The 25,927-nt window shown below is 65.9% G+C and carries 29 protein-coding genes; 16 read left to right on the top strand and 13 right to left on the bottom strand.

Annotated elements, in window-relative coordinates; translation table 11 throughout:
* Positions 1–8: 8 nt before the first annotated feature.
* Positions 9–260 carry a hypothetical protein gene (locus B0G38_RS01305; protein ID WP_074700244.1) on the bottom strand — a complete coding sequence of 84 codons (252 nt, stop codon included), beginning with the start codon at positions 258–260 and terminating at the stop codon, positions 9–11.
* A 153-nt stretch (positions 261–413) separates the two neighbouring features.
* Between B0G38_RS01305 and B0G38_RS01300 the strand changes: the two genes are divergently transcribed.
* Entirely contained in the window at positions 414–1,067 is a 654-nt protein-coding gene (locus B0G38_RS01300; RefSeq protein WP_264667757.1) for a dienelactone hydrolase family protein, read from the top strand.
* Positions 1,068–1,105: 38 nt separating this feature from the next.
* Here the strand turns inward: B0G38_RS01300 and B0G38_RS01295 are convergent, their stop codons facing one another.
* Positions 1,106–1,315 (bottom strand): dodecin, encoded by a 210-nt coding sequence (locus tag B0G38_RS01295; protein ID WP_074700241.1) that lies wholly within the window; start codon positions 1,313–1,315, stop codon positions 1,106–1,108.
* Between the two features lie 99 nt (positions 1,316–1,414).
* The gene (locus tag B0G38_RS01290) at positions 1,415–2,743 is read right to left on the bottom strand and encodes a uracil-xanthine permease family protein (RefSeq protein ID WP_264667756.1); all 1,329 of its coding nucleotides are present in this window, start codon (positions 2,741–2,743) and stop codon (positions 1,415–1,417) included.
* A gap of 224 nt (positions 2,744–2,967) precedes the next feature.
* On the opposite strand from B0G38_RS01290, the gene B0G38_RS01285 reads away from it, so the two are divergent.
* A complete protein-coding gene (locus B0G38_RS01285; RefSeq protein WP_264667755.1) occupies positions 2,968–3,597 on the top strand; it encodes a malonic semialdehyde reductase in 630 nt (209 codons plus the stop codon).
* A 26-nt stretch (positions 3,598–3,623) separates the two neighbouring features.
* Here the strand turns inward: B0G38_RS01285 and pgm are convergent, their stop codons facing one another.
* Positions 3,624–5,270: a phosphoglucomutase (alpha-D-glucose-1,6-bisphosphate-dependent) gene (gene pgm / locus B0G38_RS01280; RefSeq protein WP_264667754.1), complete on the bottom strand. Its 1,647-nt coding sequence runs from the start codon at positions 5,268–5,270 to the stop codon at positions 3,624–3,626.
* Between the two features lie 175 nt (positions 5,271–5,445).
* On the opposite strand from pgm, the gene B0G38_RS01275 reads away from it, so the two are divergent.
* Entirely contained in the window at positions 5,446–5,910 is a 465-nt protein-coding gene (locus B0G38_RS01275; RefSeq protein ID WP_264667753.1) for a DUF4190 domain-containing protein, read from the top strand.
* 63 nt (positions 5,911–5,973) lie between these two features.
* Here the strand turns inward: B0G38_RS01275 and B0G38_RS01270 are convergent, their stop codons facing one another.
* The gene (locus B0G38_RS01270) at positions 5,974–6,339 is read right to left on the bottom strand and encodes an ArsR/SmtB family transcription factor (RefSeq protein WP_264667752.1); all 366 of its coding nucleotides are present in this window, start codon (positions 6,337–6,339) and stop codon (positions 5,974–5,976) included.
* Positions 6,340–6,463: 124 nt separating this feature from the next.
* Between B0G38_RS01270 and arsB the strand changes: the two genes are divergently transcribed.
* The 6 genes from arsB to B0G38_RS01240 are packed head-to-tail and all read left to right on the top strand — an operon-like array spanning position 6,464 to position 12,101.
* The gene (gene arsB, locus B0G38_RS01265) at positions 6,464–7,591 is read left to right on the top strand and encodes an ACR3 family arsenite efflux transporter (RefSeq protein WP_413542009.1); all 1,128 of its coding nucleotides are present in this window, start codon (positions 6,464–6,466) and stop codon (positions 7,589–7,591) included.
* On the top strand, positions 7,591–8,034 hold the full coding sequence (locus B0G38_RS01260; RefSeq protein WP_264667750.1) for an arsenate reductase ArsC: 444 nt from the start codon (positions 7,591–7,593) through the stop codon (positions 8,032–8,034). Before arsB ends, B0G38_RS01260 begins: the two co-directional genes overlap by 1 nt.
* Positions 8,035–8,081: 47 nt before the next feature.
* A complete protein-coding gene (trxB, locus tag B0G38_RS01255) occupies positions 8,082–9,059 on the top strand; it encodes a thioredoxin-disulfide reductase (protein ID WP_264667749.1) in 978 nt (325 codons plus the stop codon).
* Entirely contained in the window at positions 9,052–10,446 is a 1,395-nt protein-coding gene (locus B0G38_RS01250) for an FAD-dependent oxidoreductase (protein ID WP_264667748.1), read from the top strand. Before trxB ends, B0G38_RS01250 begins: the two co-directional genes overlap by 8 nt.
* Complete coding sequence (locus B0G38_RS01245) at positions 10,447–10,872, top strand: arsenate-mycothiol transferase ArsC (RefSeq protein ID WP_264667747.1); 426 nt, start codon at positions 10,447–10,449, stop codon at positions 10,870–10,872.
* 50 nt (positions 10,873–10,922) lie between these two features.
* Positions 10,923–12,101, top strand: coding sequence for an ArsO family NAD(P)H-dependent flavin-containing monooxygenase (locus B0G38_RS01240; RefSeq protein ID WP_264667746.1), 1,179 nt, complete (start codon positions 10,923–10,925; stop codon positions 12,099–12,101).
* A 149-nt stretch (positions 12,102–12,250) separates the two neighbouring features.
* On the opposite strand, the gene B0G38_RS01235 is transcribed toward B0G38_RS01240, so the two are convergent.
* The 4 genes from B0G38_RS01235 to B0G38_RS01220 all read right to left on the bottom strand — a co-directional run bounded on the left by B0G38_RS01235 (position 12,251) and on the right by B0G38_RS01220 (position 18,159).
* The gene (locus tag B0G38_RS01235; protein WP_264667745.1) at positions 12,251–13,726 is read right to left on the bottom strand and encodes a peptide MFS transporter; all 1,476 of its coding nucleotides are present in this window, start codon (positions 13,724–13,726) and stop codon (positions 12,251–12,253) included.
* Positions 13,727–13,843: 117 nt separating this feature from the next.
* Entirely contained in the window at positions 13,844–15,226 is a 1,383-nt protein-coding gene (locus tag B0G38_RS01230) for an amidase (protein ID WP_264667744.1), read from the bottom strand.
* 57 nt (positions 15,227–15,283) lie between these two features.
* Entirely contained in the window at positions 15,284–17,341 is a 2,058-nt protein-coding gene (locus B0G38_RS01225; protein WP_264667743.1) for an ABC1 kinase family protein, read from the bottom strand.
* Positions 17,342–17,415: 74 nt separating this feature from the next.
* Positions 17,416–18,159 (bottom strand): Type 1 glutamine amidotransferase-like domain-containing protein, encoded by a 744-nt coding sequence (locus B0G38_RS01220; protein ID WP_264667742.1) that lies wholly within the window; start codon positions 18,157–18,159, stop codon positions 17,416–17,418.
* Between the two features lie 110 nt (positions 18,160–18,269).
* Here B0G38_RS01220 and B0G38_RS01215 point away from each other — a divergent pair, with 110 nt between their 5' ends.
* From B0G38_RS01215 to B0G38_RS01205, 3 genes are all read left to right on the top strand, one after another.
* Positions 18,270–18,596, top strand: coding sequence for a rhodanese-like domain-containing protein (locus B0G38_RS01215; protein WP_074700228.1), 327 nt, complete (start codon positions 18,270–18,272; stop codon positions 18,594–18,596).
* Positions 18,596–19,522 carry a prephenate dehydratase gene (gene pheA, locus B0G38_RS01210; RefSeq protein ID WP_264667741.1) on the top strand — a complete coding sequence of 309 codons (927 nt, stop codon included), beginning with the start codon at positions 18,596–18,598 and terminating at the stop codon, positions 19,520–19,522. Before B0G38_RS01215 ends, pheA begins: the two co-directional genes overlap by 1 nt.
* A gap of 85 nt (positions 19,523–19,607) precedes the next feature.
* Positions 19,608–19,937 carry a hypothetical protein gene (locus B0G38_RS01205; protein ID WP_169992234.1) on the top strand — a complete coding sequence of 110 codons (330 nt, stop codon included), beginning with the start codon at positions 19,608–19,610 and terminating at the stop codon, positions 19,935–19,937.
* 33 nt (positions 19,938–19,970) lie between these two features.
* On the opposite strand, the gene B0G38_RS01200 is transcribed toward B0G38_RS01205, so the two are convergent.
* The gene (locus B0G38_RS01200; RefSeq protein ID WP_264667740.1) at positions 19,971–21,080 is read right to left on the bottom strand and encodes a diacylglycerol/lipid kinase family protein; all 1,110 of its coding nucleotides are present in this window, start codon (positions 21,078–21,080) and stop codon (positions 19,971–19,973) included.
* A 73-nt stretch (positions 21,081–21,153) separates the two neighbouring features.
* Here B0G38_RS01200 and serS point away from each other — a divergent pair, with 73 nt between their 5' ends.
* The 4 genes from serS to B0G38_RS01180 all read left to right on the top strand — a co-directional run bounded on the left by serS (position 21,154) and on the right by B0G38_RS01180 (position 24,020).
* Complete coding sequence (gene serS / locus B0G38_RS01195) at positions 21,154–22,437, top strand: serine--tRNA ligase (protein ID WP_264667739.1); 1,284 nt, start codon at positions 21,154–21,156, stop codon at positions 22,435–22,437.
* Between the two features lie 83 nt (positions 22,438–22,520).
* Positions 22,521–23,399, top strand: coding sequence for an HAD family hydrolase (locus tag B0G38_RS01190; RefSeq protein WP_264667736.1), 879 nt, complete (start codon positions 22,521–22,523; stop codon positions 23,397–23,399).
* Between the two features lie 54 nt (positions 23,400–23,453).
* Positions 23,454–23,651: a CopG family transcriptional regulator gene (locus B0G38_RS01185; protein ID WP_264667735.1), complete on the top strand. Its 198-nt coding sequence runs from the start codon at positions 23,454–23,456 to the stop codon at positions 23,649–23,651.
* Positions 23,652–23,654: 3 nt separating this feature from the next.
* Complete coding sequence (locus tag B0G38_RS01180) at positions 23,655–24,020, top strand: type II toxin-antitoxin system death-on-curing family toxin (protein ID WP_264667734.1); 366 nt, start codon at positions 23,655–23,657, stop codon at positions 24,018–24,020.
* 15 nt (positions 24,021–24,035) lie between these two features.
* Here B0G38_RS01180 and B0G38_RS01175 read toward each other — a convergent pair whose 3' ends face one another.
* From B0G38_RS01175 to B0G38_RS01165, 3 genes are all read right to left on the bottom strand, one after another.
* Positions 24,036–24,464: a DUF1761 domain-containing protein gene (locus B0G38_RS01175; RefSeq protein WP_264667733.1), complete on the bottom strand. Its 429-nt coding sequence runs from the start codon at positions 24,462–24,464 to the stop codon at positions 24,036–24,038.
* 60 nt (positions 24,465–24,524) lie between these two features.
* Positions 24,525–25,154: a hypothetical protein gene (locus B0G38_RS01170; RefSeq protein ID WP_264667732.1), complete on the bottom strand. Its 630-nt coding sequence runs from the start codon at positions 25,152–25,154 to the stop codon at positions 24,525–24,527.
* Positions 25,155–25,258: 104 nt separating this feature from the next.
* Entirely contained in the window at positions 25,259–25,822 is a 564-nt protein-coding gene (locus B0G38_RS01165; protein ID WP_264667731.1) for an inorganic diphosphatase, read from the bottom strand.
* Positions 25,823–25,927 lie beyond the last annotated feature (105 nt).

Genomic DNA, 25,927 nt, shown 5'->3' with positions numbered 1-25,927 from the left:
GCAGGCCGTTAGTCCTCGGGGACGGGTTCCGGCGGGAGGAAACCGTCCTGGCCCGGATCGTCCTCACGCTCCGGGTCCTGCCGTGCCTCGTACTCGCCGTCCGGACTCAGCCCCGGAACCCGCTGGCCGGCGTTGGTCAGTCCGGAGGTGAAGGTGTCGCCGTCGAACTCGGCAGCGGATTCCCGTTCGGGCTCCGCGGCGTTGATGTCCTGACGAAGGTGCTCGTCCTCGGGGAGGTTCTCTTCTGGTATCTGGGTCATGATTCCAGCCAACCACCGCCGCCGGAAGGGCACAATGGCTTTCGCGTTCCCCGCCGGTGCTGAGGGCCAAAAATTTGCGGGCCGGCCAGTGCGTCGTGTCCGCCGCACGGGCCGGCCAGTGCGTTGTGTCCGCCGCTTTGGCATGCTGGAGACATGGACCAAGAGATCACCGTGCTGCCCGGGGGACCGGGGCTGGATGCGGATCTGCACCTGCCCGCCGGTGCCAGGGGGATGGTGGTTTTCGCCCACGGCAGCGGTAGCAGCCGCCGCAGCCCGCGCAATGTCCTGGTGGCCAGGGAACTGCAGCAGGCGGGACTGGGCACGCTCCTCTTCGACCTGCTGACCTCACAGGAGGAGCGGCGTGATGCCGTCGACGCGTCCCTGCGCTTCGACATCGGGTTCCTGACGGACCGGCTGACCGCGGTCGTGGACGAGGTAGTAGCCCGTCCCCAACTGGCAGGCCTGTCCGTGGGATTGTTCGGCGCCAGCACAGGCGCTGCAGCGGCGCTTGGCACGGCGGCGGCGCGCCCCGGCGTCGTGCTTTCGGTGGTGTCCCGGGGCGGACGGCCGGATCTGGCCCCTGAAGCGCTGCCGGGAGTGCGCGCCCCGACGCTGCTGCTGGTCGGATCGCTCGACCGGCAGGTCATCGCCTTCAATGAACAGGCAGCCGCGCGGCTGCCGGCGGAGCATAAGCTGTCCATCATCCCGGGAGCGACGCACCTCTTCTCCGAACCCGGGACGCTGGAGGAAGTTGCCCGCCAGGCCGCCGACTGGTTCAGCCGGACCCTGCCGCCGGCCCCGGGCTAAGGCCTAAGGAAAGCCCTGGGCTGGCGGCGGACGTGGTCTCAGCCTTCGTGCCGGAAGCCCAATTTGATGGTGACCTGCCAGTCTGCAATGGCGCCGTCCTTCAGATGGCCGCGTGTTTCCTTGACTTCGAACCAGTCCAGATTGCGCAGCGTTTTTGACGCCTCGGCGACGGCATTGGCGACTGCCTTTTCCATACTGTCCGGGGACGTGCCGACAATTTCGGTGACGTTGTAGACGTGATTGGCCATGCTTCCTCCTTGAAGATGGCCCCAGGGCCGGACCCTGAGGCGCGCTGTCTGCAACGCTAGTCGCCAAGCCCGAATCGGTCTAGGGCTCCGGCCGTACGGTCAGCCGAGCTTGGACGGTTTTACCCCGGAATCTTCGGCCGAATCCAGCGGTTCCGTGCCGCGCCACCGGGCGATCGCGCTCATGCCGTGGAAGATCAGCAACGCGGCGCCCGTGCCCAGGGCGATGCCCTCGAAGGTCAGTGCGCCGACGCTCCACGTGAAATTGGCGATGCCGACCACCAGCGAGACCCCGGCGACGGAGAGGTTGATGGGGTTGGCGAAGTTCACGCGGTTCTGCACCCAGATGCGCACACCCAGAATGCCGATCATGCCGTAGAGCACGACGCCGGCCCCGCCCAGCACTCCCGGCGGCACGGTTGCGATGGCCGCGCCGAACTTGGGGAGCAGGCTCAGCAACACGGCGATGATTCCGGCCACCCAATAGGCAGCAGTGGAGTAGACCTTCGAGGCCGCCATGACGCCGATGTTTTCCGCATAGGTGGTGGTTCCGGACCCGCCGCCGGAACCAGCCAGGACAGTGGCCAAACCGTCGGCCATCAGGGCACGTCCGGTGTAGGGGTCCAGATCATCTCCGGTCATCGCGGCTACGGACTTCACGTGGCCGATGTTCTCGGCAACCAGCACCAGCACGACGGGGATGAAGAGGCCGACGACGGAAAGGTGGAACTCGGGTGCATGGAAGTCCGGCAGGCCGAACCAAGCGGCATCGTTAATCGAGGAGAAGTCCACCTCGCCGCGGAAGATCGCCGTGACATAGCCCGCCAGGACGCCGATCAGGATGGACAGCCGTCCCAACAGGCCGCGGAAGAGGACGGTGGTCAGCAGGATGGCGACGACGGTGACCAGCCCGGTGATGACGCCCTGCTCAAAGTTCAGCTTCGCGGTGGGCGCAAGGTTGAGGCCAATGAGCGCCACGATGGAACCGGTGACCACGGGCGGCATGACCACGTGGATCCAGTGCGTGCCGGCCTTGTGCACGATCAGGCCGATGACGAACAGCACGGCGCCGGCCATGACGAGGCCGCCCAGCGCCCCGCCCATCCCGTGCTGGTTCATGGCGGCGGAGATCGGCGCGATAAAGGCGAAGCTTGAGCCGAGGTAGCTCGGAACGCGGCCGGCCGTGATGAGCAGGAACAGGATGGTGCCCACCCCGGAGAACAACAGGGTGGTCGACGGCGGAAAACCGGTCAGCAGCGGAACCAGGAACGTCGCGCCGAACATCGCCACTACATGCTGGGCACCGATGCCGATGGTCCGCGGCCAGCTCAAGCGTTCCTGCGGAGAAACTACGGACCCCGGGCCGATGTGCTTGCCATCGCCGTGCGTCGTCCAGCCGAGGCCGAGTTTGGTGGAACCGAGCGTACCCATGGCGAGTCTCCTGCAGGTAAGGGATTTTCTGAGCAAACTTTACCGCCAGCTGAGATACCGGGCTTCCACGGCGCAGCTGCTCAAACGGGCTTTGCTGACACCTGGCAGCAGTGCGGCGGAAATCGTGACACAGATCATGCCGGATGCCGGACGGTTCAGCGACGAAAAGACGTTAGCACCTTCGAACGCTGTATTCCTACGAAAATTCCTACGAAAGGTCCCCCATGAGCGCCCAGAGCACTGCCGAAATCAACCTTCAGGACGAAATGGTCCTCGACGCCGCGGCCACCGACACACTGTTCCTTGAGGGACGCTCGGCGAACACCTTTACCGACGAGCCGGTCACCGACGCGCAGTCGCGGGCCATCTACGAGCTGGCCAAAATGGGCCCGACGGCGATGAACATCCAGCCGCTGCGCATCACCTGGGTCCGCTCCGCCGAAGCGCGCGAGCGGCTGGTCAAGCACATGGCGGAGGGCAACCAAGCCAAGACCGCCGAGGCTCCGCTGGTGGCGGTGCTGAGCTTCGACACCGAATGGCACGAGCAGTTCCCCACGTTCTTCCCGCACGCGGCCGAACGCAAGGCAATGTTCGACGGCAACGAAGAACTCCGCGCCGTGATGGGCAACAACAACGGCCACATGCAGGCCGCCTACTTCATCATGGCCGTCCGCGCCATCGGCCTGGCCGCCGGTCCGATGGGCGGGTTCGACGCCGCCGGTATCGACGCCGAATTCCACGAGGGCCTGAACCGCAAAACCTTCATGGTGATCAACATCGGCAAGCCGGGCGAGGACGCATGGTTCCCGCGCCTGCCCCGCCTGGACTACGGGTTCGCCACCGCCACGGTCTAAACCCGAGCGCCGGCTCCGGCCCCGGGCTACGAGATGACGCCGTCGACGATGGCCTTGGCTTCGGCCTGGACCTGCTTCAGGTGGTCTGCGCCCAGATAAGACTCCGCGTAGATCTTGTAGACGTCTTCGGTTCCGGAGGGGCGCGCGGCAAACCAGGCGTTCTCGGTGGTGACCTTCAGCCCGCCGATCGGCGCCCCGTTGCCGGGCGCCTCGGTCAGCTTGGCGGTGATCGTCTCGCCCGCCAGCTCCGTCGCCGTGACGTCGGTGGCGGAGAGTTTGCCCAGTGCCGCCTTCTGCTCCCGGCTCGCGGCGGCATCGATGCGGGCGTACGACGGCGACCCGAACTTCGCCGTCAGCTCACCATAGATTTCGGACGGCGACTTGCCCGTGACGGCCTTGATCTCCGAGGCCAGCAGCGCCAGCAGGATGCCGTCCTTGTCCGTTGACCAGGGTTGGCCGTTGAACCGGACAAAGGACGCGCCCGCGGACTCTTCGCCGCCGAAGACGCCTTCGCCCGAGAGTAGGCCCGGGACAAACCACTTGAAGCCGACCGGAACCTCTACTAGCTTGCGCCCCAGGTCCGCCGCCACGCGGTCGATGATCGAGGAGGAGACCAGCGTCTTGCCCACGGAGGCTTCCGCCGGCCACTGCGGGCGGTGTGTGTAGAGGTACTGGATGGCCACGGCCAGGTAATGGTTGGGGTTCATCAGTCCCGCGTCCGGGGTGACAATTCCGTGCCGGTCCGCATCGGCGTCGTTGCCGGTGGCAATATCAAAGGAGGCACCGCCGTCGCGCACCTTGGCGATCAGCGAGGCCATGGCGAACGGCGAGGAGCAATCCATCCGGATTTTTTCGTCCCAGTCGAGGGTCATGAACGCCCACTGCGGATCCACGGTCGGGTTGACCACGGTGAGGTCCAGGTTGTGCCGGTCCGCGATCGCGCCCCAGTAGTCCACGGACGCGCCGCCCATCGGGTCCGCCCCGATCCGCACGCCCGCCTCGCGGATGGCATCCAGGTCCAGCACCTGCGGCAGGTCTTCCACGTAGTTGCTCATGAAGTCGTAGCTGCCCACGGCGCCGGAAAGCTGGGCCTGGCCGATGGGGATCCGCTTCACGCCGCGCAGGCCGGATTCGAGCAGCTCGTTGGCCCTGTTCGCGATCCAGCCGGTGGCATCCGAATCGGCGGGTCCGCCGTGCGGTGGGTTGTACTTGAAGCCGCCGTCCTGCGGCGGGTTGTGGGACGGGGTGATGACAATGCCGTCACCCTGCGCGTCCGGATGCGCCGCGTTGTGCTTGAGGATGGCATGGCTGACGGCCGGCGTCGGCGTCCACCCGGTCCGCGCGTCCACCCAGACGGTCACGCCGTTGCCGGCGAGGACTTCGAGGGCGGTGTTCTGCGCCGGATCGGACAATGCGTGCGTGTCCTTGCCAACAAACAGCGGTCCGCTGATCCCTTGGCCGGCGCGGTATTCCACAATGGCCTGCGTGATGGCGGCGATGTGCTCCTCGTTGAAGGAGCCCTTGAGGCTGGTGCCGCGGTGCCCTGAGGTGCCGAACGCGACGCGCTGGACCGGATCGCGCGGATCCGGCTTGATATCGAAGTACGCGTCGAGGAGCGCGGTGAGGTCAACAAGGTCGCTGGGTTGGGCCACGGTGCCCGCACGGTTTGCCATTGCACCAGCATGCCAAACATCGGGCCAGCCTAGTGACTTGGGTTACCGGAAATTCATCAGATTACGACGGCGGCGGCTCACCTCCGCGTTGTCCACAACAAAGTTCTAAACTAGTAGCGGCAGGCGGCCCGCGGGTAGGCTGTACTGAGCTAGGCGGATCAAGGGGAGCAGGACCATGTCAGGTACGGACCACGGGCAACAGCCACCGTTCAACGATCCCAAGCATCCGAGCTGGTACACGGAGCCGGGTGCCGGGGGCGGCAGTCCGGTCCCGCCGTCGTCGCCCGAGGTCGCCCCGAATCCCTACGCCTTCCAGCCCGGCCCGGGTTCCCAGCCTGCACCGCAGTACAACCCGTACGGCGGCCCCGGTTACAACCAGCAGATGTACTACCAGCCGCAGCCTCAGCCCAAGGGCTTGAGCATCGGCGCACTGATCTGCGGGATCGTAGGCGTGGTGACCTTTGGCTTCCTTTTCCTGCCCCAGATTGCCGCCATCGTGCTGGGCCACATCGGCCTGTCCAAAGAGCCGGCCGGACGGGGACTGGCCATCGGCGGCCTCGTGATGGGCTATCTCGTGGCCGGACTCTGGGCCATTCTGCTGTTCTTCGGATTCATCGGCGCGGCCAACAGCGGTTTCTGACGCGTCCCGCACAGGCCTCCCTGGCGGTCCGCCCCTAACTGCTACTTCCTGCTACCGGCGTTGCTACTTGGGTTCGGCCAGCACTCCGGCCAGATTGTCCAACGCTCCCGGCACCAGTGAGAAGTAGGCCCAGACGCCGCGCTTCTCCCGGCGGAGGATGCCCGCATCGACCAGGACCTTCAGGTGGTGGGACACCGTGGGCTGGCCAAGGTCCAGCGGCTCGATCAGGTCGCAGACGCAGGCTTCCGCCCCTTCGCTGGCCGAGATGATCGAGATCAAACGCAGCCGGTTCGGATCCGCCACGGCCTTGAACTGTGCCGCCAGTGCGGCGGCGCGCTCGGCACTCATGACCGGTGCTCCGGCCGGGGTGCAGCATGATGCCTGATCCTCTTGGATACGGGGTGACTCAAACTCAGTAACGGAAGTCATGTCATCCATTATGCACAGAGATTGACACTCGTCGATATCTACCTCCATACTCGGTGTCGATACACATCGATTCCTGTCAATGTTTGCGGTGCCAAACGCTTGGCCTCGCACCGAACAGATCCCCATGCCGAGGAGCTACGTGAGCACCCCCGTCGCAACACCCGAAGCCGGGCAGGTTACCGCCCGTCTTTCCACTCTTGACCGCTTCCTGCCCGTTTGGATCATCGCCGCCATGGCGGCAGGCTTGCTGCTGGGCCGCTTCATCCCGGGCCTGGCCGGCGCGCTGGACGCGGTCCAGGTTGCGGATGTTTCGCTCCCCATCGCTATCGGGCTGCTGGTGATGATGTATCCGGTGCTGGCCAAGGTCCGCTACGACGAAACCCACCGCGTGATGGCCGACAAGAAGCTCATGATCAGCTCGCTGGTGATCAACTGGCTCGCGGCCCCGGCCTTTATGTTCGCGCTGGCCTGGATCTTCCTGCCTGACCTACCCGAATACCGCACCGGCCTGATCATCGTGGGGCTCGCCCGCTGCATCGCCATGGTCATGATCTGGAATGATCTGGCCTGCGGTGACCGCGAGGCCGCGGCGGTGCTGGTGGCGATTAACTCCGTCTTCCAGGTCATCGCCTTCGGCGCGCTGGGCTGGTTCTACCTGCAGCTGCTGCCCTCCTGGCTGGGACTGCCCACCACCAGTGCCGAATTCTCCTTCTGGGCCATCACCATAAGTGTCCTGATCTTCCTGGGCATCCCGCTGCTGGCCGGCTTCCTGACCCGCACCATCGGGGAAAAGGCCAAGGGCCGCGACTGGTACGAGAACAAGTTCCTGCCCAAGCTCGGCCCCTGGGCTCTCTACGGCCTGCTATTCACGATCGTGCTGCTGTTCGCCCTGCAGGGCGACGAGATTACGTCGAATCCGCTGGACGTCGCCCGGATCGCGCTGCCGCTGCTGGTCTACTTCTCCGTGGTCTTCGGGGCCGGCATGGTGATCGGCAAACTCCTGAACATGGGCTACGCACGGACCACCACGCTGGCGTTCACCGCAGCCGGGAACAACTTCGAACTGGCCATTGCGGTGGCGATCGGCACCTACGGCGTCACCTCCGGGCAGGCCCTCGCCGGCGTCGTCGGTCCGCTGATCGAGGTCCCGGTCCTGGTTGCCCTGGTCTACGTAGCGCTCTGGGCTCAGAAGAAATACTGGCCGGCAGCCACCCCCGCACTCTCCGCACCGATCGAAGGAAAGACGAAGTAATGACCACCAGTGCCGAATCCACCGCCAAAAAGCCGTCCGTCCTCTTCGTCTGCGTCCACAACGCGGGACGTTCCCAGATGGCCGCGGCCTACCTGACCCATCTGGCCAAGGGCGCTATCGAGGTTCGTTCCGCCGGATCCCAGCCCGCAGACCAGGTCAACCCTGCAGCCGTCGATGCGATGCGCGAAGAGGGCATCGACATCTCCGCGGAACTGCCCAAGGTCCTGACTGCCGAGGCGGTCAAGGATTCCGACGTCGTTGTCACAATGGGTTGCGGCGACGAGTGCCCCTACTTCCCGGGCAAGCGCTACGAAGACTGGGTGCTGGAGGATCCGGCCGGCAAGGGCGTGGACTCCGTCCGCCCCATCCGCGACGACATCAAGGGCCGCATCGAAAAGCTCATCTCCGAGCTGCTGCCTGCCGCCCACCCGGACGCCAACTAACCGCGATCCACACCGCCACGCGCCGCCGGCACAAAGGACGAACGACTATGAGCAGTGACAAGATCATCATCATCGGATCCGGTCCCGCCGGATACACCGCCGCCGTCTACGCCGCCCGTGCCGGCCTGCAGCCCCGGGTCATCGCCGGCGCGGTCACCGCCGGCGGCGCCCTGATGAACACCACGGAGGTGGAAAACTTTCCCGGTTTCCCGGCAGGTATCCAGGGCCCGGAGCTGATGGAACAGCTGCGGCAGCAGGCGGAGAAGTTCGGCGCGACCATTGAGTACGACGACGTTTCCTCCGTCTCCCTCGAAGGCCACGTCAAAGAGGTCGTCACCATGGGCGGCAACACCTATCAGGCGACCGCAGTCATCCTGGCCACCGGCTCCGCCTACAAGGAGCTCGGCCTGCCCGAGGAAAAGAAGTTCTCCGGCCACGGGCTGTCCTGGTGCGCCACGTGCGACGGCTTCTTCTTCCGCGACCAGGACATCATCGTGGTCGGCGGCGGGGATTCGGCCATGGAGGAAGCGCTTTTCCTGACGCGGTTCGGAAAGTCCGTCACCGTCGTCGTTCGCCGGGATGCGCTGCGGGCGTCAAAGATCATGGCCCAGCGGGCGCGGGACAACGAGAAGATCCGCTTCGAGTGGAACAGCACCGTTTCCGCCATCCACGGCGACGGCAAGGTCTCCGGCGTGACGCTGACGGACACCATCACCGGGGCTACGCGCGAACTGTCCGCCACCGGGATCTTTGTGGCCATCGGGCACCTGCCGCGGACCGAACTGGTCAAGGGCCAGATCGATCTGGATGCGGAGGGCTACATCAAGGTGGACTCCCCCACCACCGTGACCAGCCAGCGGGGCGTTTTCGCTTGTGGCGACGCCGTGGACCACCGCTACCGCCAGGCCATCACCGCCGCGGGTACCGGCTGCTCCGCCGCCCTCGACGCCGAACGTTACCTTGCAGCACTGGAAGACTCCGACAGCATCGCCACCGCACTCGTAGAGGAGAGCACCCATGCCTGACAACCTTGAACTTCCTGTTGCGGTTATCGGCGCCGGTCCCGGCGGACTCGCCGCCGCCGCACACCTGCTCGAACGCGGCCTGACCCCGGTCATCTTCGAAGCAGGCGACACACCAGCTGCCGCCGTCAAGGCCTGGGGGCACATCCGGCTCTTCTCGCCGTGGCGCTACAACACCGACGCCGCCGCCCGCCGGCTGCTCGACGGCACCGGCTGGCAGGAACCGGACCCGGAAGCACTGCCCACCGGCACCGAACTCCTTGAGCAGTACCTGTTGCCGCTCGCCGCAGCCCCTGCCATCGCCAACGCCCTGCGGACCTCCCACCGGGTCATCGCTGTCACCCGGGCCGGCATGGACAAGACCCGTTCCCACCGCCGGGAGGAGACCCCGTTCCTGGTCCGCGTCCTGGACGGCACCGGGGCTATCACCGACCACCACGTGCGGGCCGTCATCGACGCATCCGGCACTTGGAACACGCCGAACCCCCTCGGGCAGGCCGGACTCCCGGCACCCGGAGAAGCAGAGGCCACGGCGGCCGGATTCATCACAGCCCCGCTGCCCGACGTCACCGGCCGCGACCGCGCCCGCTTCGCCGGCAAGCACGTCCTGGTCGTCGGTGCCGGGCACTCGGCCGCCAACACCCTGCTGGCACTGGGCGACCTGGACGCACAGGAACCGGGCACCCGGATCAGCTGGGCCATCCGCGGCTCCTCCGCCAGCAGCATCTACGGGGGAGGGGACCTCGACGGGCTGCCCGCCCGCGGCGACCTGGGCACCCGGCTCCGCGCCCTGGTCGAAGCAGGCTCCATCGAACTGCACACCTCGTTCACGATCACCGGTTTCAAGAGCGCCGACACGCTGGCCGTCCTCGGCGCCACTCCGGACGGCGAGGCGCAGCTGGACGTGGACCTGCTCATCCCGTCCACCGGCTTCCGCCCGGATCTGGACATGCTGCGCGAACTCCGGCTCGACCTCGACCCAGCCGTGGAAGCGCCCCGCGAACTCGGCCCGCTCATCGATCCGGAATTCCACAGCTGCGGCACCGTTGAGCCCCACGGGGCGAAGCTGCTGTCCCACCCGGAGCAGGATTTCTACATCACCGGCATGAAGTCCTACGGACGGGCCCCGACCTTCCTGATGGCCACCGGCTACGAACAGGTCCGCTCCATTGCAGCAGCCCTCGCCGGCGACCGGACCGCGGCCGACAATGTCGAACTCGTCCTGCCCGAAACAGGAGTGTGCTCCACCGATCTCGGCGGAAGCTGCGACACACCGGCCACCACCGCCACCGGCACGGACGAGGGCTCCTGCTGCGCAGCCCCGGAACCGGCGTTCCTCGGCATTCCCACCGGACTGGCCCACGGCCGCTCCGTAGAGCAGGAGAACTAAATGCCCGCCACACCCAAGGTCCTGTTCATCTGCGTGAAAAACGGCGGCAAGTCCCAGATGGCCGCGGGCCTGATGCGCGATCTGGCCCAGGGAACCGTGGATGTCCACTCGGCCGGAACCAAACCCGGCAACGCCATCAACGCGCTTTCGGCCGAATCCCTGGCCGAGCTCGGCATCGACATCAGCGCCGAAAAGCCGAAAGCGGTCACCGAAGAAGCGCTGCGGGCCGCCGATGTCGTCGTTACCCTCGGCAGTGAAGCGAAGGTCACGGCGCCCGCGGGCACCCGGTACGAGAACTGGGACATCGACGAGCCCTCCGAACGCGGCATCGAGGGCATTGAGCGGATGCGTCTGGTCCGCGACGATATCCGCCAGCGGGTACAGGCGCTCCACGTAGAGCTCACCGGCACCGCAGCCAGCGACTGAACCGGCCAGCTTTCACCGCAGCGAAACCCGCCGACGCAAGGGGAACAACAGTGCAGGAGACAGAGCCAACCGGTGCATCCCGTGATGTCGATGTCCTCGTCCTGGGTGGTGGCCAGGCCGGGCTAGCCGCAGGGTTCTACCTGAACCGGCTGCGGCGGGACGCGGCCGCAGGAAGGACTGGCACGGCCCCGACCTTCGCGATTCTCGACGCCAACGCTCAGCCGGGCAGTGCCTGGCAGCACTACTGGGACAGCCTGGAACTGTTTTCTCCGGCCGCCTACAGCTCCCTGCCCGGCTACCAGATGCCGGCTTGGCACGGAGAGGGCAATCCGTCTGCCCGCCACGTCGTGGAGTACCTGCGCACCTATGAAACCCGCTACGGCCTCCCGGTCCATCGGCCCGTCACCGTCACCGCCGTGCGGCAGGAGCCGGACAGCGGGTTCGCCACGATCACCGACCAAGGGCGTTGGACCAGCCGGGCCGTCATCAGCGCCACCGGGAACTGGAACGCTCCCTATGTCCCGCAGCTGCCCGGCAGCGAGCAGTTCACCGGACGCCAGCTGCACACCGCCGACTACCGTGACCGGGACAGCTACGCCGGACTCCGCGTCATTGTCGTCGGCGGCGCCAACTCCGGGGCGCAGATCGCAGCGGACCTCGTCCCCGTCGCAGCCGTCACCTGGGTCACCCGCAAGCCGCCGCACTACCTTCCCGACGACATCGATGGCCGGGCGCTGTTCCAGATCGCCACCCACCATGCACGCGCCGTCGCCAACGGCGAACCCAGCCCCGGCGGCGTCGCGTCCTTCGGGGACATCGTTGCCGTTCCCGCGGTCAGAGCAGCACGCGACGCCGGGCAGCTCAACGCCCGTCCGATGTTCTCCCGGCTCACATCCGCAGGCGTCCAGTGGGACGACGGACAGGAGGTGGCAGCGGACGTGATCATCTGGTGCACAGGATTCCGGCCAGACCTCCAGCATCTCCAGCCGCTGGACCTGACCACCCTGAACGGCATCCCCGAAACCGACGAACACCTGGCAACACACTCAACGGATCACCCGGGCCTGTTCTTCCTCGGCTACGGAGACTGGTGCGGACCGGCGTCGGCCACCCTAATCGGCGTCGGCGCCATGGCGCGCGACTCGGTGAAAGCCGTCGCGCAGTACCTCGACAATGCGCCGCAAGTGTTGGCAGCAGTGAACTTGAACCACCGCCCATCCATAAGATAGGCCGTAGGCTGAGGTTCTCGCTGTCTGAAAGCCCATCTCAGCGAACGACGACGCCGCCCAAGGTGAGCTGGTAAACCCACCTTGAGCGGCGCCGTCGTTGGTTGGTTGCAGGTGCAAAGCCGGCGCGAGGCCGGCCGGTCAGGTCCGGGTCAGCGCACGCCGCCCATGATTTTCTTCAGGGACGGTGCCGCGATGGCCAGGGCAACGCCCAGGATGATCGCGGTGACGCCGATGAAGCCGAAGTACGGGGCCTCGTTCGTCGGGTCGTAGTAGCCGGCGAGGATGCCGGCCAGCGTGGTGCCCAGCGAGATGGAGAGCAGGAACAGCGCCACCATCTGGGTCTGGAACGCCTTCGGCGCCAGCTTGGTGGAGACGGAGCTGCCGGTGGGGGAGAGGAACAGCTCGGCCATGGTGAACAGGAACAGGATGCCCACCATCGCCAGCAGCGGGGTGCTGTTGGTGCCGCCGCCGGCCAGCGGGATGAAGGCCAGGAAGGCCAGTCCCATCACGGCCAGGCCGATCGCGAACTTCAGCGGGGAGCCGGGCTGCTTGGGGCCGAGCTTGGTCCAGACGGTGGCGAAGATGCCGGCAAAAATGATGATGAACACCGGGTTGATGGACTGCACCCAGGTGGCAGGCATTTCCCAGCCGAAGAGGCTGCGGTCCAGCTGCTTGTCCGCGTACAGCGCCACCACGGTGAACTGCTGCTGGAACAGTGCCCAGAACGCCGCGGACCCGATGAACAACGGGATGAAGGCGTAGACGCGGCCGCGCTCCAGCGGCGTGACCTTTTTACTGGAAAGAATCACCGCGAAGTAGGCTACGGCGGCAAGAATCGCCAGCCAGGCCATGATTGGGGCGAGGTTCTCGGCGGTGACGAGGCCCAGTGCTACGGCCAGCACCATGACTACCAGGCCGGCGATGCCGATTCCGGCGACCTTGCCGAAGTGGGTGTGCGGCAGCGGGTTGGCCACGAAGTGGGATTCCTCGGGCAGGTTCTTGCGGGTCAGCGCGTACTGCGTCAGGCCGATGGCCATACCGATGGCGGCCAGGCCGAAGCCGTAGTGGAAGCCGAGCTGGACGTGGGCAAGGCCGGTCAGCAGCGGGCCCAGCAGCCCGCCGATGTTCACGCCCATGTAGAAGATGGAGAAGCCGGCGTCGCGGCGCTCGTCCTTCTCCCCGTAGAGGGAGCCGACCAGCGAGGTCGCGGTGGCTTTCAGCCCGCCGGAACCGACGGCCACCAGGATCAGGCCGACGGCGAGACCAACGGTGCCCGGGATCAGGGCCAGCGCGATGTGGCCGAACATAATCATGATGCCGGAGTAGAAGAGGACCTTTTCGGAACCGAGGAGCCGGTCCGAGACCCAGGCGCCGAGGATGCTGGAGAGGTAGACACCGCCGCCGTAGGCGCCCACCAGTCCGGTGGCAATGCCTTCGTCGATGCCCAGGCCGCCCTCGGCGGCCGAGAAGTACATGTAGTAGAGGAGGATGCCCTGCATGCCGTAGAAGGAGAAACGCTCCCACAGTTCTACGGAAAAAAGGTTGGCGAGCATTCGGGGGTGCCCGAAAAATGTCTTACCGCCGGTAGCTTGTGGCCGAGTAGCCGATTGTGAGGTTTGGCTCATTTACGCCATTTTGCCACCGCGCTTTATGCATTGTCATATTCTTGGTTGCCTGCTGCAACCGATGGTATCGCCATAGCCCAGGATCCGGCCCGGGTTCTGCCTGGGCATCCGCCCCGGTCAGCGCTCGTTTTCGAGCTGCGCGGCGACCGCCAGCAGGAGCGCTTCCGAACCGGGTTTTCCCACCAGCTGGATGCCCATCGAATGCCCGCGCGCGGTGGTCAGCACGGGCACCGCGATGGCCGGCAGCCCGCACACGTTGATCATGGAGGTGTAGGGCGAGTACTGGCACTGGTGCATGTAGTCCACCTCCGCGCTGGTGGAGGTGTACCAGCCGACCGGACGCGGCGTCATGGCCAGCGCCGGCGTGAGCACCAGATCGTAGACCCCGAATTGCGCCACGGTGTCTTCCTGGAACCGCGCCAGAATCCCCAGCGCAGCTGCCAGCTCGGCCGGGGATTTTTTCAAAGCACGACGGCGGAAGGCCCGGGTGAGCGGCATCAGCTGCGGTTCGCGGCTGGCCGGCATCCGCAGCTGCGCCAGCGACGAGGTCCACACGGTGGTGAAGGCGTCCGGATAGCGGTTGTCGTACCGGAAGTCCGCGTCCAGCACGTCGTGGCCGAGGCCGTTCAGCAGCCGGATGCCTTGGTCGAAGGCGGCCTGGGCCTCGGGCTCGAGCCAGAGCGGGTAGCTGGCGGCGAAGGGGGAGAGCGTGCTGGCACCGATCCGGAACCTGCCTTCGGCTCGCAGCGCGGCACCGAGGAAATCTGGCTCCGTCCCGAAGGCCGCGCGAGCGAGCGGTTCGTCCACCATCGCGTCCATCAGCAGGCCGGCGTCCGCGGCGGTCCGGGCCAGCGGACCTGCCACCACCAGCCGCCCGGCATCCTCGCCTGAGGAACCGGCCGGCACCCGGGCCCGTCCCGGTTTCAGCCCGACCAGTCCGGTGGCCGCGGCAGGGATCCGGATGGAGCCGCCGCCGTCGGAACCCGGCGCGAACGGCAGCATTCCCGCCGCCACTGCCGCCGCGCTGCCGCCTGAGGAGCCGCCCGGGCTTGTAGCCGGATCCAGCGGATTGCGCGCGGGCCGGGCGATCCTGTTTTCGCTGTAGGAGGTCAGCCCGAACTCGGGGACCTGAGTCTTGCCGAGGCTGATGGCGCCGGCGGCCTGCAGTACGTCCACCAGCGTGTGGTTGGCCGGCGCGGGAACATGGTCAACGGCGGAACTGCCGTGGGTGGTGGGCACGCCGGCCACATCGGTCAGGTCCTTGAAGGCCAACGGCAGCCCGTGCAGCCGGGGCAGCTCCTGGCCGTGGGCCTGGCGCTCGTCGGCGTCGCGGGCGGCGGCAAGGGCCTGCTCCGCGGTGACGGTGATGAAGGCGCCCAGCTGGGGGTTCAGCGCCTCGATCCGGGTTAGGTAGTGCTCGGTGAGCTCCCGTGAGCCGACCTCCCCGCGGCGGACGGCGTCCCGCTGCTGCAACGCCGAGAGTTCGTGCAGATCGCTCATGAATGTCAGATGCCCTTCGGTAGCCCGAACCACCATGCTACGACGGCGGCCACCGGCTCAGACGTCCCGGTTGGCGCTTTCGGGATGCCGCCGGAACACCAGCGCCACAGCCCGCAGCGAGAGGACAAACCCGGCAAAGAGCAGCGTGTAGCCAAAGAACGCGTGCATTCGGACGTTCTCCGTGAGCATCGGACCGGTATCGCTGGCAATGAGCACAATCGCGCCCAGCGTCGCCGCGCTGGCCAGCAGCGCCACCACCACCTGCTGGACCAGCGTGTCCAGGAAATGCCGGTCGCGGTTATCGGCCAGCATCCGCACGTTCATGGAGAAGCGGCCCTGCTCCAGGTCCTCGGTCAGCTTGTTGATGCGGCGCGGCATGCGGTCCAGCAGCGGCAGCAGCTGCAGCATCCGGCTTTCCAGCTGGTCCTTGAGGTTGCCCGGTTTGAACTGCCGGCCCATGATGCGCTTGCCTTCGGCGCGGGCCGCGGCAACGACGTCGAAATCCGGGCTGATCTGCCCCAGCGTCCCCTCGAGGGCGGCCAGGGCGCGGAACGCCGCGGCAATCTGCGGCGGCACGGCGAAACCGTGCTGCACCAGGAGATTGAGCAGCACCGAGAACATGCTGCGGCTGCCGTGCGCGCCGAATCCGGTGCGGTAGCGGGTGAGCAGTTGGCCGACCCCGCGCTCCAAGGCCCGTTCGTCGAGTTCGTCCGGGCGGTCCAGCAGCTCGATCAGGGCGTCCGTGGCGGAAACGCCGTCGTCCTTCTCCACTGCATACAGCAGCGTGCCCAGGGACTGGCGGGTGGCCGGATCCAGTCGCCCAACGGAACCGAAATCCAGCAGGCCGATGCCGCCGTCGTCGCGCAGGAAGATGTTGCCCGGGTGCAGGTCCGCGTGGAACACCCCGGTGTCCACAATTTGGCTCAGCGTAGCCTTGACCAGTTTCTCGGCGACCCCATGCCGTTGCCCCGGCTGCATTGCAGCCAGCAGCTTATGGGCGTGCGAGATGGGCAGGCCGTCCAGTTTGTCCATGACCAGCAGGCGGCTGCCGGAAAACTCCTCGTAGGCGTGCGGGACCAGGACGTCCGCGATCCCGGACTCGGCCAGCGCGGCCGCCACGCTGCGCATGTTCTCCAGCTCCACCCGGTAGTTCAGTTCCTCCCGCAGCGAGTCCGCGAATCCCTGCGCCAGGTTGTTGATACCCAGCGAGCGGGCCCAGGGCGCGGTGCGGTCAAGCCAGCGGGCCATCCGCAGCACAATGTCAATGTCCCGGCGGACCTGCCGCAGCGCCGAGGGCCGCTGCACCTTCAGCACCACTACCTGCCCGGAGAGCAGCGTGCCCTCGTGGACCTGGGCAACGGAGGCCGAAGCGAGCGGTTCCGGATTGACCCAGGAGAAGACTTCGTCCAGGTCCCGGCCGAGGTATTTGCCGATGGCAGGCCGGATCGCCGACCACGGTTCGGGCTCGGCGTGGGTCTGCAGTTTGGAGAGTTCCCGGATGTAGGGCTCGGACAGGACGTCGCGGCGGGTCGAGAGCATCTGGCCCAGCTTCACGAACGTCACGCCCGCTTCGTTCAGGGCCAGCCGCAGGTGCAGCGCCGTTTCTTCCTCATCCGCGCTCCGGGCGTTGCGCGTGAGCCCGCGCAGCTGCGAACCGAGCCCGTGCTTGAAGGCTATCCGCACCACGTCGGTGTAGCGCTTGGCGCGCTGCCGCCGGGCGCGCCAGCCGGAGAAGAAGCTGGTGAGCTTCGGCAGCGAACCGGTGGGAAAGGCAACCTCCAGCCCTACCAGCACGGCGACGCCGATCGCGAAGACCCACGCCACTGCGAGCACCAAAAACATCAGTACGACGGCGGCAGGAACGTTCAGTTGGCTGCCGTCCACGCTGCCCAGATCCGCGGCGTCGTAGAGGTACCTGGACATGGCGGAGAAGGACAGGATCATGAACACGCCCACCACCATGGAGCGCGGCCAGCCCACGGGGACCCCGAGCACACGGCGCGCAATAGTGGCAGCCAGCCACGCCAGCAAGAGCAGCGTCAGGGCGGCCGCAATGAGCGCGACGGCGGTCCCGAGCCCGGAGACAAACCCATCGCGTAGCAGCTGCAAATCCATATATCCCCCGTCAGTTCCGCGGCCGGCGTTCCCCGCCTCTCATCCGGCGGGCAGCCGGAACCGCGGTGCGTGCATCAGCCCAGGTAGCGCGGCTCGATCGGTTCCTCTACCGCCACGGCTTCCGGGCCGTCCCCGGCCTTGGCCGTAACCCGGTACGCCAGCTTGCCCTTGACCTCGGTGACCGCCTCCGCCAGCTCGGTGCCGTGATAAACCAGCCCCACGCCGTCGTCGGTGCAGTGGGTCTCGCCGAGGGTGCCGTTGCTGACCAGCTGGTGGACCAGGGGCCGGCGTTCGGCTTCGGAGTCGTAGTGGACGCCGTTGTCATAGGGCAACAGCGCCAGGCCGTTGGTGACGGCACGTAGCTCCGGGCCGAACGAATCCGTGGTGCCGCCGCGGAACCAGCAGATGGAGCCGGCGGACACACCTGCCAGCACCACGCCCGCCTCCCAGACTTGACGGAAGATCGGGTCCAGGCCGTGGACTCGCCACACGGCCAGGAGATTGGCCACCGACCCGCCGTTAACCCAGACCACGTCCTGGCCCAGCAGGTGCTCCTCGATGTTGCCGATGTTGGGCATGCTGAACAGGTTCAGATGGGACAGCTCAAAGCCGGCCACCCGGGCGGCCTCGTCCAGCTCGGCCGCGTACCAGCGTTGGTCTCCGCCGGCCGTTCCCAGGTGCGTGATTTTCGGTGCCCGTCCGCTGGCGCCGGAGAGCGCGACGGCGTGGTGGACCAGGTGGTTGAACTCCAGCCGGGTGCGGGATCCGGCTTTGTAGCCACCGGAAGTGGCCAGAATGGTGGGCTGCTCAGCGGCCATCAGTACCTCTGTCTGGAAGTCTTGTTAAGGTGCACAGCGTGATCCCACTATAGGCTGGAGAGGACGGCAAGCAGTCCGTCTTACGACTGATTTCTGCGGAGGATTCCCCGATGAGCGACTTCGAGAACGTTGATGTGGACAGCATCGGCGCCGACGCCAAAGTGCTGGACGTGCGCGAAGATTACGAGTGGGAAGCGGGCCATATCGACGGCGCGCTGCACATCCCGCTGGACCAGCTGCCCGAACGGCTCGACGAACTGGATCCGGACGAGGACCTGCACGTGATCTGCCGCACGGGCGGGCGCTCCTATCGCGCCGCTGCCTGGCTGGTGGGCAACGGCTACTCGGCCGTTAATGTCGACGGCGGAATGGGTGCCTGGCTCGAGGCCGGCAAGCCGATGGTTTCCGATAACGGGCAGGAGCCGACGGTCAAGTAATGAGCGGCACCTATACCTTCCTGGGTCCCGAGGGCACCTTCACCGAAGCCGCCCTGCTGCAGGTCCCGGGGGCCGCCGCGGCACGGCGCATACCGGCGGCCAATGTCAGCGGTGCCCTCGAACTGATCCGCAACGGCACAGCAGATGCCGCGATGGTGCCGATCGAAAATTCCGTAGAGGGCGGCGTCAGCGCCACGCTGGATGCCATTGCCACCGGGGAACCGCTGCAGATCCTGGGCGAAGAGCTGGTTCCCATCCGCTTCGTTTTGGTGGCCCGTCCGGGTCTGGCGCTTGCCGATATCAAGGCTGTTTCCACCCATACCCATGCCTGGGCCCAGTGTCGCAGGTGGAGCGAAGCAAATATTCCTGGGGCCGCATATCTCCCAGGATCGTCTACCGCCGCCGCTGCTGTGGGGCTGCTCGATGACAACTGTCCGTACGACGCGGCCATCTGCTCGCCTTTAGTGGCAGAACAGCGTGGCCTCCACGTGCTGGCCGAGGATATCGGGGACATTTCCGATGCTGTCACGCGCTTCATCCTGGTCAGCCGGCCCAACGGGCTGCCTGAGCCCAGCGGGTCCGATAAGACCACGCTGGTGGTTCCGCTGCCCGAGGACCGCCCGGGAGCCCTGATGGAAATTCTGGAACAGTTCGGCACGCGGGGAGTGAACCTGAGTCGCATCGAGTCACGGCCTACCGGCCAGTTCCTGGGTGACTACTTCTTCAGCTTCGACGTTGACGGGCACCTCTCCGAGCAGCGCGTTGCCGACGCCGTCCGGGGACTGCATCGGATCAGTCCGGATACCCGCTTCCTGGGCTCCTATCCCCGTGCCGACGGCCGCGCCTATGCAGTTGCCCGGAACAATCAGGACAAAGCATTCCGCGAGGCGCATGAATGGGTCCAGCGACTGCTGCAGCCTGCCTGAGAAGCCGTGAGCTTTCGCTGGCACCACTTGCTAAGTAAGCTGATCGAAGTTGGAGCCTAGCAATACTGAACGGAAGGTGCCTACGATGACCGAAAGCAACGAGGAACTGCACAGCGAGACCGGCGCCGACGGCGGCCAGTATGACGAGCAGCTGCAGCAGACCAACAGCGAGTTTCGTTCCGGCGATGCCGGCGACCTCGGCAATGACCTGCGCCTGGCTGAAGAGCAGGAAATGATCAAGCACCAGGCCAAGGGCGAATTTCCGAATCCGGAAGATGAGAGCGAAAACCTCGAGGACGTGCCGCCGCTGGACGCAGAGCGCGAAGCCCTCGATGTTCCGGGCGACGATCTGCACAACACGGACGAGGCGGACTCCAGCGACGATCCATACAACCTCGGCGGCCAGGACACGTAGGACTGGTCCGGCCCGGTGGAACGGCGCCGCAGCTTAGGCCAGGTCCGTCCGGCGGTCCTGGGCGGTTGCGGCGCCCACATTGGCCAGGGTCTGTGGATCCACCCGCACGCTGAGCGCGGAGGGCCGGACCTGGACGGTCAGTGAGGTCACGTCGCCCGAGAGGTCTCCGTCCAGCTGCGTGCCCATCGGTTCATGGGCCGTCACCATAACCTTGCGCCCTCGGTAATAATCGATGACCGGGATCCGGGCATTGTGCCGCAGCAGCGTCTTGGCGGCAATCCGGATCCAGCCCAACGCGTTACGCGGGCTCATCACCACGATGTCCAGTTCGCCGTCGTCCACCGTGGCGGACGGGATGAAATCGATGCCTGCCGGCAGTTTGCCGCAGTTGGCAAACAGGATGCTGCGGATGCTGCGGGTCTGGACGGGACCGTCGTCGATACTGATGGTGACTTTTTTGCGTTTGCCCGGCAGGTTCCGCACGCCCGCTTCGGAGTAGGCCAGCCAGCCGTACCTGCGTTTGAGATCGTCCTTGGTGTCCGCGAGGACCTGGGCGTCCAGCCCGATGCCGGCGATCACCAGGAAACTCTCCGTGATGCTGCTGCCGGTCACCGAATTCTCCAGCGTGATGGTCGCGGTGTCGATCCGGCGGTCCGCACCGTGCAGGGCCGTGAGGATGTTTGCGTCCAGTTGTCCGGGGTTGATGCCGAGGTTGCGGGCCAGCAGATTTCCGGTGCCCAGCGGCACCAGGCCGAAGGGTATGTTCGTGCCAGCCAGCTCGCCGGTGACCATGCGGACCGTTCCGTCGCCGCCCCCGGCCAGGACAACGTCGGCGCCGGCTTCCAGCGCGCGTCTTGTCTGCGTGTGCCCCGGATCGTCCCGGGTCGTCTCGAAGACCATCGGCTCGGGCCACCCGGCGGCGGTGCAGGCCAGCCGGATCTTCTCCCGGGCTAAGTCGGCGTCGTTCTTCACGGGGTTGAGGATCACAGCCACCCGCTGGGCCCTGGCATCAAGGACTTCCACCGGCACGCCGGGGACCGTGGCCGCCCGGCGGGCCGGCAGATGGCGCACACTGAGCCAGCTCACGATAAAAACCACCGCGGCGATAACAACAACGAGGCCAACCATCCAATGAGTCTCCATGATGCTCTTAGAATAGCCGCACCACCCGGGCGCGAAATCGAGGTGGCGGCCGGTTGTTCGGTACCCTTAGCAGGTGATCGATGTAAATGAACTCCGCGCCAATCCTGAGATTTTCCGAGCCTCCCAGCGTGCCCGGGGAGCCGATGATTCCCTGGTTGATGCAGTCATTTCCGCAGACTCCGCCCGCCGCGAAGCCATTACCCGCTACGAATCGCTGCGCGCCGAGCAGAACGCTTTCGGCAAGAAGGTTGCCCAGGCCAAGGGCGAGGAAAAGCAAACCCTGCTGGCTGAAGTGAAGGAACTCGCCGCGTCGGTCAAGGCGGCCCAGGCCGAATCGGACGCCGCGCAAACGGAGCAGGAGTCGCTGCTGCGGCGGATCCCGAACCTCATCGAGGATGGCGTACCCGCCGGCGGCGAGGATGACTTCGAGGTCATCAAGACCGTTGGCAAGCCCCGCGACTTCGGCCCGGACGGGTTCGAGCCCCGGGACCACCTGGAGATCGGCGAGCTGCTGGGTGCCATCGACATGGAGCGCGGCGCGAAGGTTTCCGGTGCGCGGTTCTACTTCCTCAAGGGCGTCGGTGCCCGGCTGGAGCTGGCGCTGCTGAATATGGCCATGGACCAGGCCATCGCGGCCGGCTTCACGCCGATGATCACCCCCACGTTGGTCCGCCCGGAAACGATGCAGGGCACCGGATTCGATGTGGCGCACGATGACGAAATCTACCGTCTGGCCGAGGACGACCTGTACTTGGTGGGCACCTCCGAGGTTCCGCTGGCGGGCTACCACGGGGACGAAATCCTGGATCTGGCCGCCGGTCCGCTGCGCTATGCGGGCTGGTCCTCCTGCTACCGCCGTGAAGCGGGCTCGCACGGGAAGGATACGCGCGGGATCATCCGGGTCCACCAGTTCAACAAGGTGGAAATGTTCATCTACACCACGGTCGAGAACGCCGCCGAAGAGCATGCCCGGCTGCTGGCTTGGGAAGAGGAGATGCTCGCCAAGGTGGAACTTCCCTACCGGGTGATCGATACTGCCGCCGGCGACCTGGGCATGAGCGCCGCCCGTAAGTTCGACTGCGAAGCCTGGGTCCCCACGCAGAATGCCTACCGCGAGCTGACCTCCACCTCCAACTGCACGACCTTCCAGGCCCGTCGCCTGAATGTGCGTGAACGCATCACCGGCGAGGAAAAGAAGGGCACCCGTGCCGTGGCTACCCTGAACGGCACCCTCGCCACCACGCGCTGGATCGTAGCCATCCTTGAGCACCACCAGAATGCCGACGGATCGGTGACTGTGCCCGCGGCACTGCGCCCGTACCTAGGCGGCCTCGAGGTCCTGCCCGTACTTAGCTAGTTCGGCCGGTATTCATCAGCCGTTAATTCCCAATGTGAGCGTCGCCCTACCGTTTCGGGGCTTGCCTCTGATTCACTGGAATAATGACAACTACAGCTGACAATGCGATTGCTGGCATCGAAGACCAGCAAAAGAACACAAGCCGGAATTCGTTGCAGACGGACAACCAGGTGCGGAAAATGGTCTGCCTGGATGTGGACGGCACACTGGTGAACCACGACGGACACATGAGCGATGCCGTCCGCGAGGCCGCGCAGGCAGTGGTCGACTCCGGCCATGAAGTGGTGGTCTCGACCGGCCGCTCGTTGAACGCCACGCTGCCGATTATCGAACTCATCGGGCTGACCAAGGGGTACGCCGTCTGCTCAAACGGCGGCGTGACCTTGCGGATCGACACCGGCCTGGAGAACGGCTACGAGGTCATCGACCGCGTCACCTTCAAACCCGGCCCGGCACTGCGTGCCCTGCGCACGAAGCTGCCCACCGCCAAATTCGCCCTTGAGGACAATGAGGGTCAATTCCTCTCGACCGAGCGCTTCCAGGACGCGAGCTTCGGGATAGAAGCCATCGGCGTGGACTTCGAAACCATGCTGGAAGCCTCGGCCGTGCGCGTGGTGGTGTTCAGTGCCGAGAACACGCCGGAAGAGTTCAAGGAAGCCATCGACAATGCGGGTCTGCACGGTGTGGCCTACTCGGTGGGCTGGACCGCCTGGCTGGATATTGCGGCGAACGGCGTTACCAAGGCCAGCGCGCTGGAGACCCTGCGCCGCAAGCTCAAGGTGGACCCGGCACAGACCGTGGCCATGGGGGACGGCCGCAACGACATCGAAATGCTCGACTGGGCCGCCCGCGGTGTTGCCATGGGCCAGGCGCCAGAGGAAGTCATCGCCGTCGCCCACGAAGTGACCGGAACCGTAGACGAAGACGGTGCCGCCCCGATCCTGCAAAGCCTGCTGGCCTAGATCAAGGTATCTATTCCGTCGTTGGTATCAGATTGGTATCATGGGTGCATGCCTATGACTCTGCGACTGACCCCTGAACAAGACGAACTGCTGGAACGCCTTGCTGTTGCCGAAGGCGTTAGCAAGAATGAGGCTGCTGTTCGTGCGATCGTAGATTCGGCTGCACGCCTCGACAAGGATTCCCAAGTACGGGAGATGGCCCGGGCAGCCATCCAAAAATACCGCCCTTTGCTGGACCGTTTGGCCCAGTAGTCCATGACCGTCTATCTGGATCTGGAATCTTTGCTGGCCCTCGCGGATGAATTGGGAGTGCGGCAGGTGCGCGACGTTGGCCTGTTGTCTGCTGCTGCAAATCGGCCGCAGACTACGCTCTATGGTGAGGAGGCGTATCCCTCAATCCACGAGAAAGCAGCCGTGCTGCTTGAATCCATCGTGCGGAATCATCCACTTGTAGACGGAAACAAGCGGCTGGGCTGGCTTGCCGTGGTTGTGTTTTACGGCTTGAACTCACTCTCGCTGGACGCGCCAGAAGATCCTGCCTATGACCTGGTGATAGGCGTGGCGACGGGCCAGATGGACTATCAGTCCGTAGCTGAGGCCCTGTCCGCTTGGGTTGGGTGAGCGAATGCCTGAGAATCAAGCCGCACTGATGCCGAACAGGCCGATAATCAGCGCCATGATCAAATAGGTGACCAGTTCGTGGGCGCAGTTCAGAACGGTCAGCCCGGCGGGCCGGCCCTCGAAGGCATCGTGGGTGATGAACCGTGCGGCGGTGAAACCGGCCCACAGGATCACCGCGGTGAGCACGGTATTCCAGAGGAAGCTGCCGCCGTAGAACTCCTGCGCGATAGCTGCCGCGCCCGCGAGCACCCAGGCGCTGATGAAGCTGACCACCAGCGTGATCAGGATCGGTTTGACCGCGTCCTTGGCGTCACCGCTGGGGCTGACCTTGGCTACGCGCATCCAGTAGTTGCCGAACGCCTTGGGCGTGTACCAGATGGACCCCACCACCATGGTGGACAGCGTTGCCACCAGCACCGCCCAGAAATTGATCTCCGGAATCATCGTCAGCTCCTATTGCTTGTCGGGGTACTCCCTTCTCGGAGTCTAGGCCCCAGCCGCAGGTCAGCGGTACGGAAGGCTCGCCTCGGGCAGCGCTCTGGGTCCGTAAACCAGGTCGAGCAGGCGCGCCGCGGCCGGACGGCAAGCCCATTCCTCCACCCAGTGCGAGCGGACCACGGCCTTGCTGACCGCCTGCGTGGTGATGCCGAGTTCCTCGGCGATGAATTTCTGCTGTCCCCGGGCGCCGGGGGTCATCAGGTCCAGCACCTTCCACTCGGCGTCGGTGCGGGTGGAGACGATCTGGCCGATCAGCCGCAGCACGGCCTCGGCCTCGGCGGCGATGTCGGCGTCTGGCCCGGAGACCGCCAGCGGTACCCGTTCACCAGTCTTCTGGGCCCGCTCCACGGCGCGCCGCGCATAGACCAGCCCGAATCCCTGGGCCTCGTTAACGTCCTCGGGCAGCGGTACCAACAGTTCGCCCACGCCGATCCCGACATGCCAACGCCGGCTCCGCAGGGCGATCATGGCGGCGTCGATAGCCGTCTTCGGGTCTTCCAGCACGCCGATGGCTTCGTCCCCGACCGAACGCCGGAAGGCAATGGCGGTTGGCAGGTGCCGCAGCGATTTGATCAGCTCCGGAACCAGATCGCCTACCTCGCGGGAGTCGCGCTGATTGATGGTGAGCACGTACATGCCCTAAGTATTGCGGACAAATAGACGGATCAACTGATTTCGGTTGCCAAAAAGGGCGGTCCCGACTGAAATCAGTCCGGACCGCCCTCGAAGCAGTGTCAGATCTAGCGGCCCTGTGCTTCCGAACCGCTGGTGGTGCCTTCATCGACGTCGCGGCCTTGGGGCTCGTCCGGAGCGGACTCTTCGCCGAGCGCGGCAAAGCGCTTGATGGAAGCTTCCAGCTCGGCCTCGGCGGCGGCACGGTCGGACCAGCCCTCGGCCTTGACCCACTTGCCCGGCTCAAGATCCTTGTAGCGGGTGAAGAAGTGCTCGATCTCCTTGACCAGGAACTCCGACACGTCGGAGAGCTCCTGGATGTGGTCGAAGCGCTTGTCGGAGGGAACGCAGAGCACCTTGGCGTCCCCGCCGCCGTCGTCGGTCATGTTGAACACGGCGATCGGGCGGGACTCGACCAGCACGCCCGGCAGCAGATCGAAGTCCTGCAGCATGACCAGCGCGTCCAGCGGATCGCCGTCTTCACCCAGGGTGTCCTCGAAGTAGCCGTAGTGCGTGGGGTACTGCATGGAGGTGAAAAGGACGCGGTCCAGGCGGAGGCGGTGCGTCTCGTGGTCGATCTCGTACTTGACGCGCGATCCCTTGGGGATCTCGATGGTCACATCGTGCTGCATGGAAGTCTCCTTGGTGTTTGGTCTCACTGGCGCGGTGGACAGGGCAGGGCCCGGCGCCGGTCTACGCTTAACGATATAGGTCTTGGCAGCCCGGCCCGACATCAA

The organism is Crystallibacter permensis, from assembly GCF_025960875.1.
Lineage (GTDB): Bacteria > Actinomycetota > Actinomycetes > Actinomycetales > Micrococcaceae > Crystallibacter > Crystallibacter permensis.
The sequence above is the reverse complement of the archived record's forward strand: the minus strand, read 5'-3'. Positions and strand labels throughout refer to the sequence as shown.

Bases quoted from the DNA above. Each gene is read 5' to 3' on its own strand.
- B0G38_RS01275 (WP_264667753.1), top strand. From the start codon at position 5,446: ATGTCAGGTACGGACCACGGGCAACAGCCACCGTTCAACGATCCCAAG.
- B0G38_RS01270 (WP_264667752.1), bottom strand. From the start codon at position 6,339: ATGACTTCCGTTACTGAGTTTGAGTCACCCCGTATCCAAGAGGATCAG.
- B0G38_RS01300 (WP_264667757.1), top strand. From the start codon at position 414: ATGGACCAAGAGATCACCGTGCTGCCCGGGGGACCGGGGCTGGATGCG.
- B0G38_RS01180 (WP_264667734.1), top strand. From the start codon at position 23,655: ATGACCGTCTATCTGGATCTGGAATCTTTGCTGGCCCTCGCGGATGAA.
- B0G38_RS01170 (WP_264667732.1), bottom strand. From the start codon at position 25,154: ATGTACGTGCTCACCATCAATCAGCGCGACTCCCGCGAGGTAGGCGAT.
- B0G38_RS01305 (WP_074700244.1), bottom strand. From the start codon at position 260: ATGACCCAGATACCAGAAGAGAACCTCCCCGAGGACGAGCACCTTCGT.
- B0G38_RS01165 (WP_264667731.1), bottom strand. From the start codon at position 25,822: ATGCAGCACGATGTGACCATCGAGATCCCCAAGGGATCGCGCGTCAAG.
- B0G38_RS01250 (WP_264667748.1), top strand. From the start codon at position 9,052: ATGCCTGACAACCTTGAACTTCCTGTTGCGGTTATCGGCGCCGGTCCC.
- B0G38_RS01175 (WP_264667733.1), bottom strand. From the start codon at position 24,464: ATGATTCCGGAGATCAATTTCTGGGCGGTGCTGGTGGCAACGCTGTCC.
- B0G38_RS01220 (WP_264667742.1), bottom strand. From the start codon at position 18,159: ATGGCCGCTGAGCAGCCCACCATTCTGGCCACTTCCGGTGGCTACAAA.
- arsB (WP_413542009.1), top strand. From the start codon at position 6,464: ATGCCGAGGAGCTACGTGAGCACCCCCGTCGCAACACCCGAAGCCGGG.
- B0G38_RS01290 (WP_264667756.1), bottom strand. From the start codon at position 2,743: ATGGGTACGCTCGGTTCCACCAAACTCGGCCTCGGCTGGACGACGCAC.
- trxB (WP_264667749.1), top strand. From the start codon at position 8,082: ATGAGCAGTGACAAGATCATCATCATCGGATCCGGTCCCGCCGGATAC.
- B0G38_RS01245 (WP_264667747.1), top strand. From the start codon at position 10,447: ATGCCCGCCACACCCAAGGTCCTGTTCATCTGCGTGAAAAACGGCGGC.
- B0G38_RS01185 (WP_264667735.1), top strand. From the start codon at position 23,454: ATGACTCTGCGACTGACCCCTGAACAAGACGAACTGCTGGAACGCCTT.
- pgm (WP_264667754.1), bottom strand. From the start codon at position 5,270: ATGGCAAACCGTGCGGGCACCGTGGCCCAACCCAGCGACCTTGTTGAC.
- B0G38_RS01230 (WP_264667744.1), bottom strand. From the start codon at position 15,226: ATGAGCGATCTGCACGAACTCTCGGCGTTGCAGCAGCGGGACGCCGTC.
- B0G38_RS01200 (WP_264667740.1), bottom strand. From the start codon at position 21,080: ATGGAGACTCATTGGATGGTTGGCCTCGTTGTTGTTATCGCCGCGGTG.
- pheA (WP_264667741.1), top strand. From the start codon at position 18,596: ATGAGCGGCACCTATACCTTCCTGGGTCCCGAGGGCACCTTCACCGAA.
- B0G38_RS01205 (WP_169992234.1), top strand. From the start codon at position 19,608: ATGACCGAAAGCAACGAGGAACTGCACAGCGAGACCGGCGCCGACGGC.
- B0G38_RS01215 (WP_074700228.1), top strand. From the start codon at position 18,270: ATGAGCGACTTCGAGAACGTTGATGTGGACAGCATCGGCGCCGACGCC.
- B0G38_RS01285 (WP_264667755.1), top strand. From the start codon at position 2,968: ATGAGCGCCCAGAGCACTGCCGAAATCAACCTTCAGGACGAAATGGTC.
- B0G38_RS01260 (WP_264667750.1), top strand. From the start codon at position 7,591: ATGACCACCAGTGCCGAATCCACCGCCAAAAAGCCGTCCGTCCTCTTC.
- B0G38_RS01235 (WP_264667745.1), bottom strand. From the start codon at position 13,726: ATGAGCCAAACCTCACAATCGGCTACTCGGCCACAAGCTACCGGCGGT.
- B0G38_RS01295 (WP_074700241.1), bottom strand. From the start codon at position 1,315: ATGGCCAATCACGTCTACAACGTCACCGAAATTGTCGGCACGTCCCCG.
- B0G38_RS01190 (WP_264667736.1), top strand. From the start codon at position 22,521: ATGACAACTACAGCTGACAATGCGATTGCTGGCATCGAAGACCAGCAA.
- B0G38_RS01225 (WP_264667743.1), bottom strand. From the start codon at position 17,341: ATGGATTTGCAGCTGCTACGCGATGGGTTTGTCTCCGGGCTCGGGACC.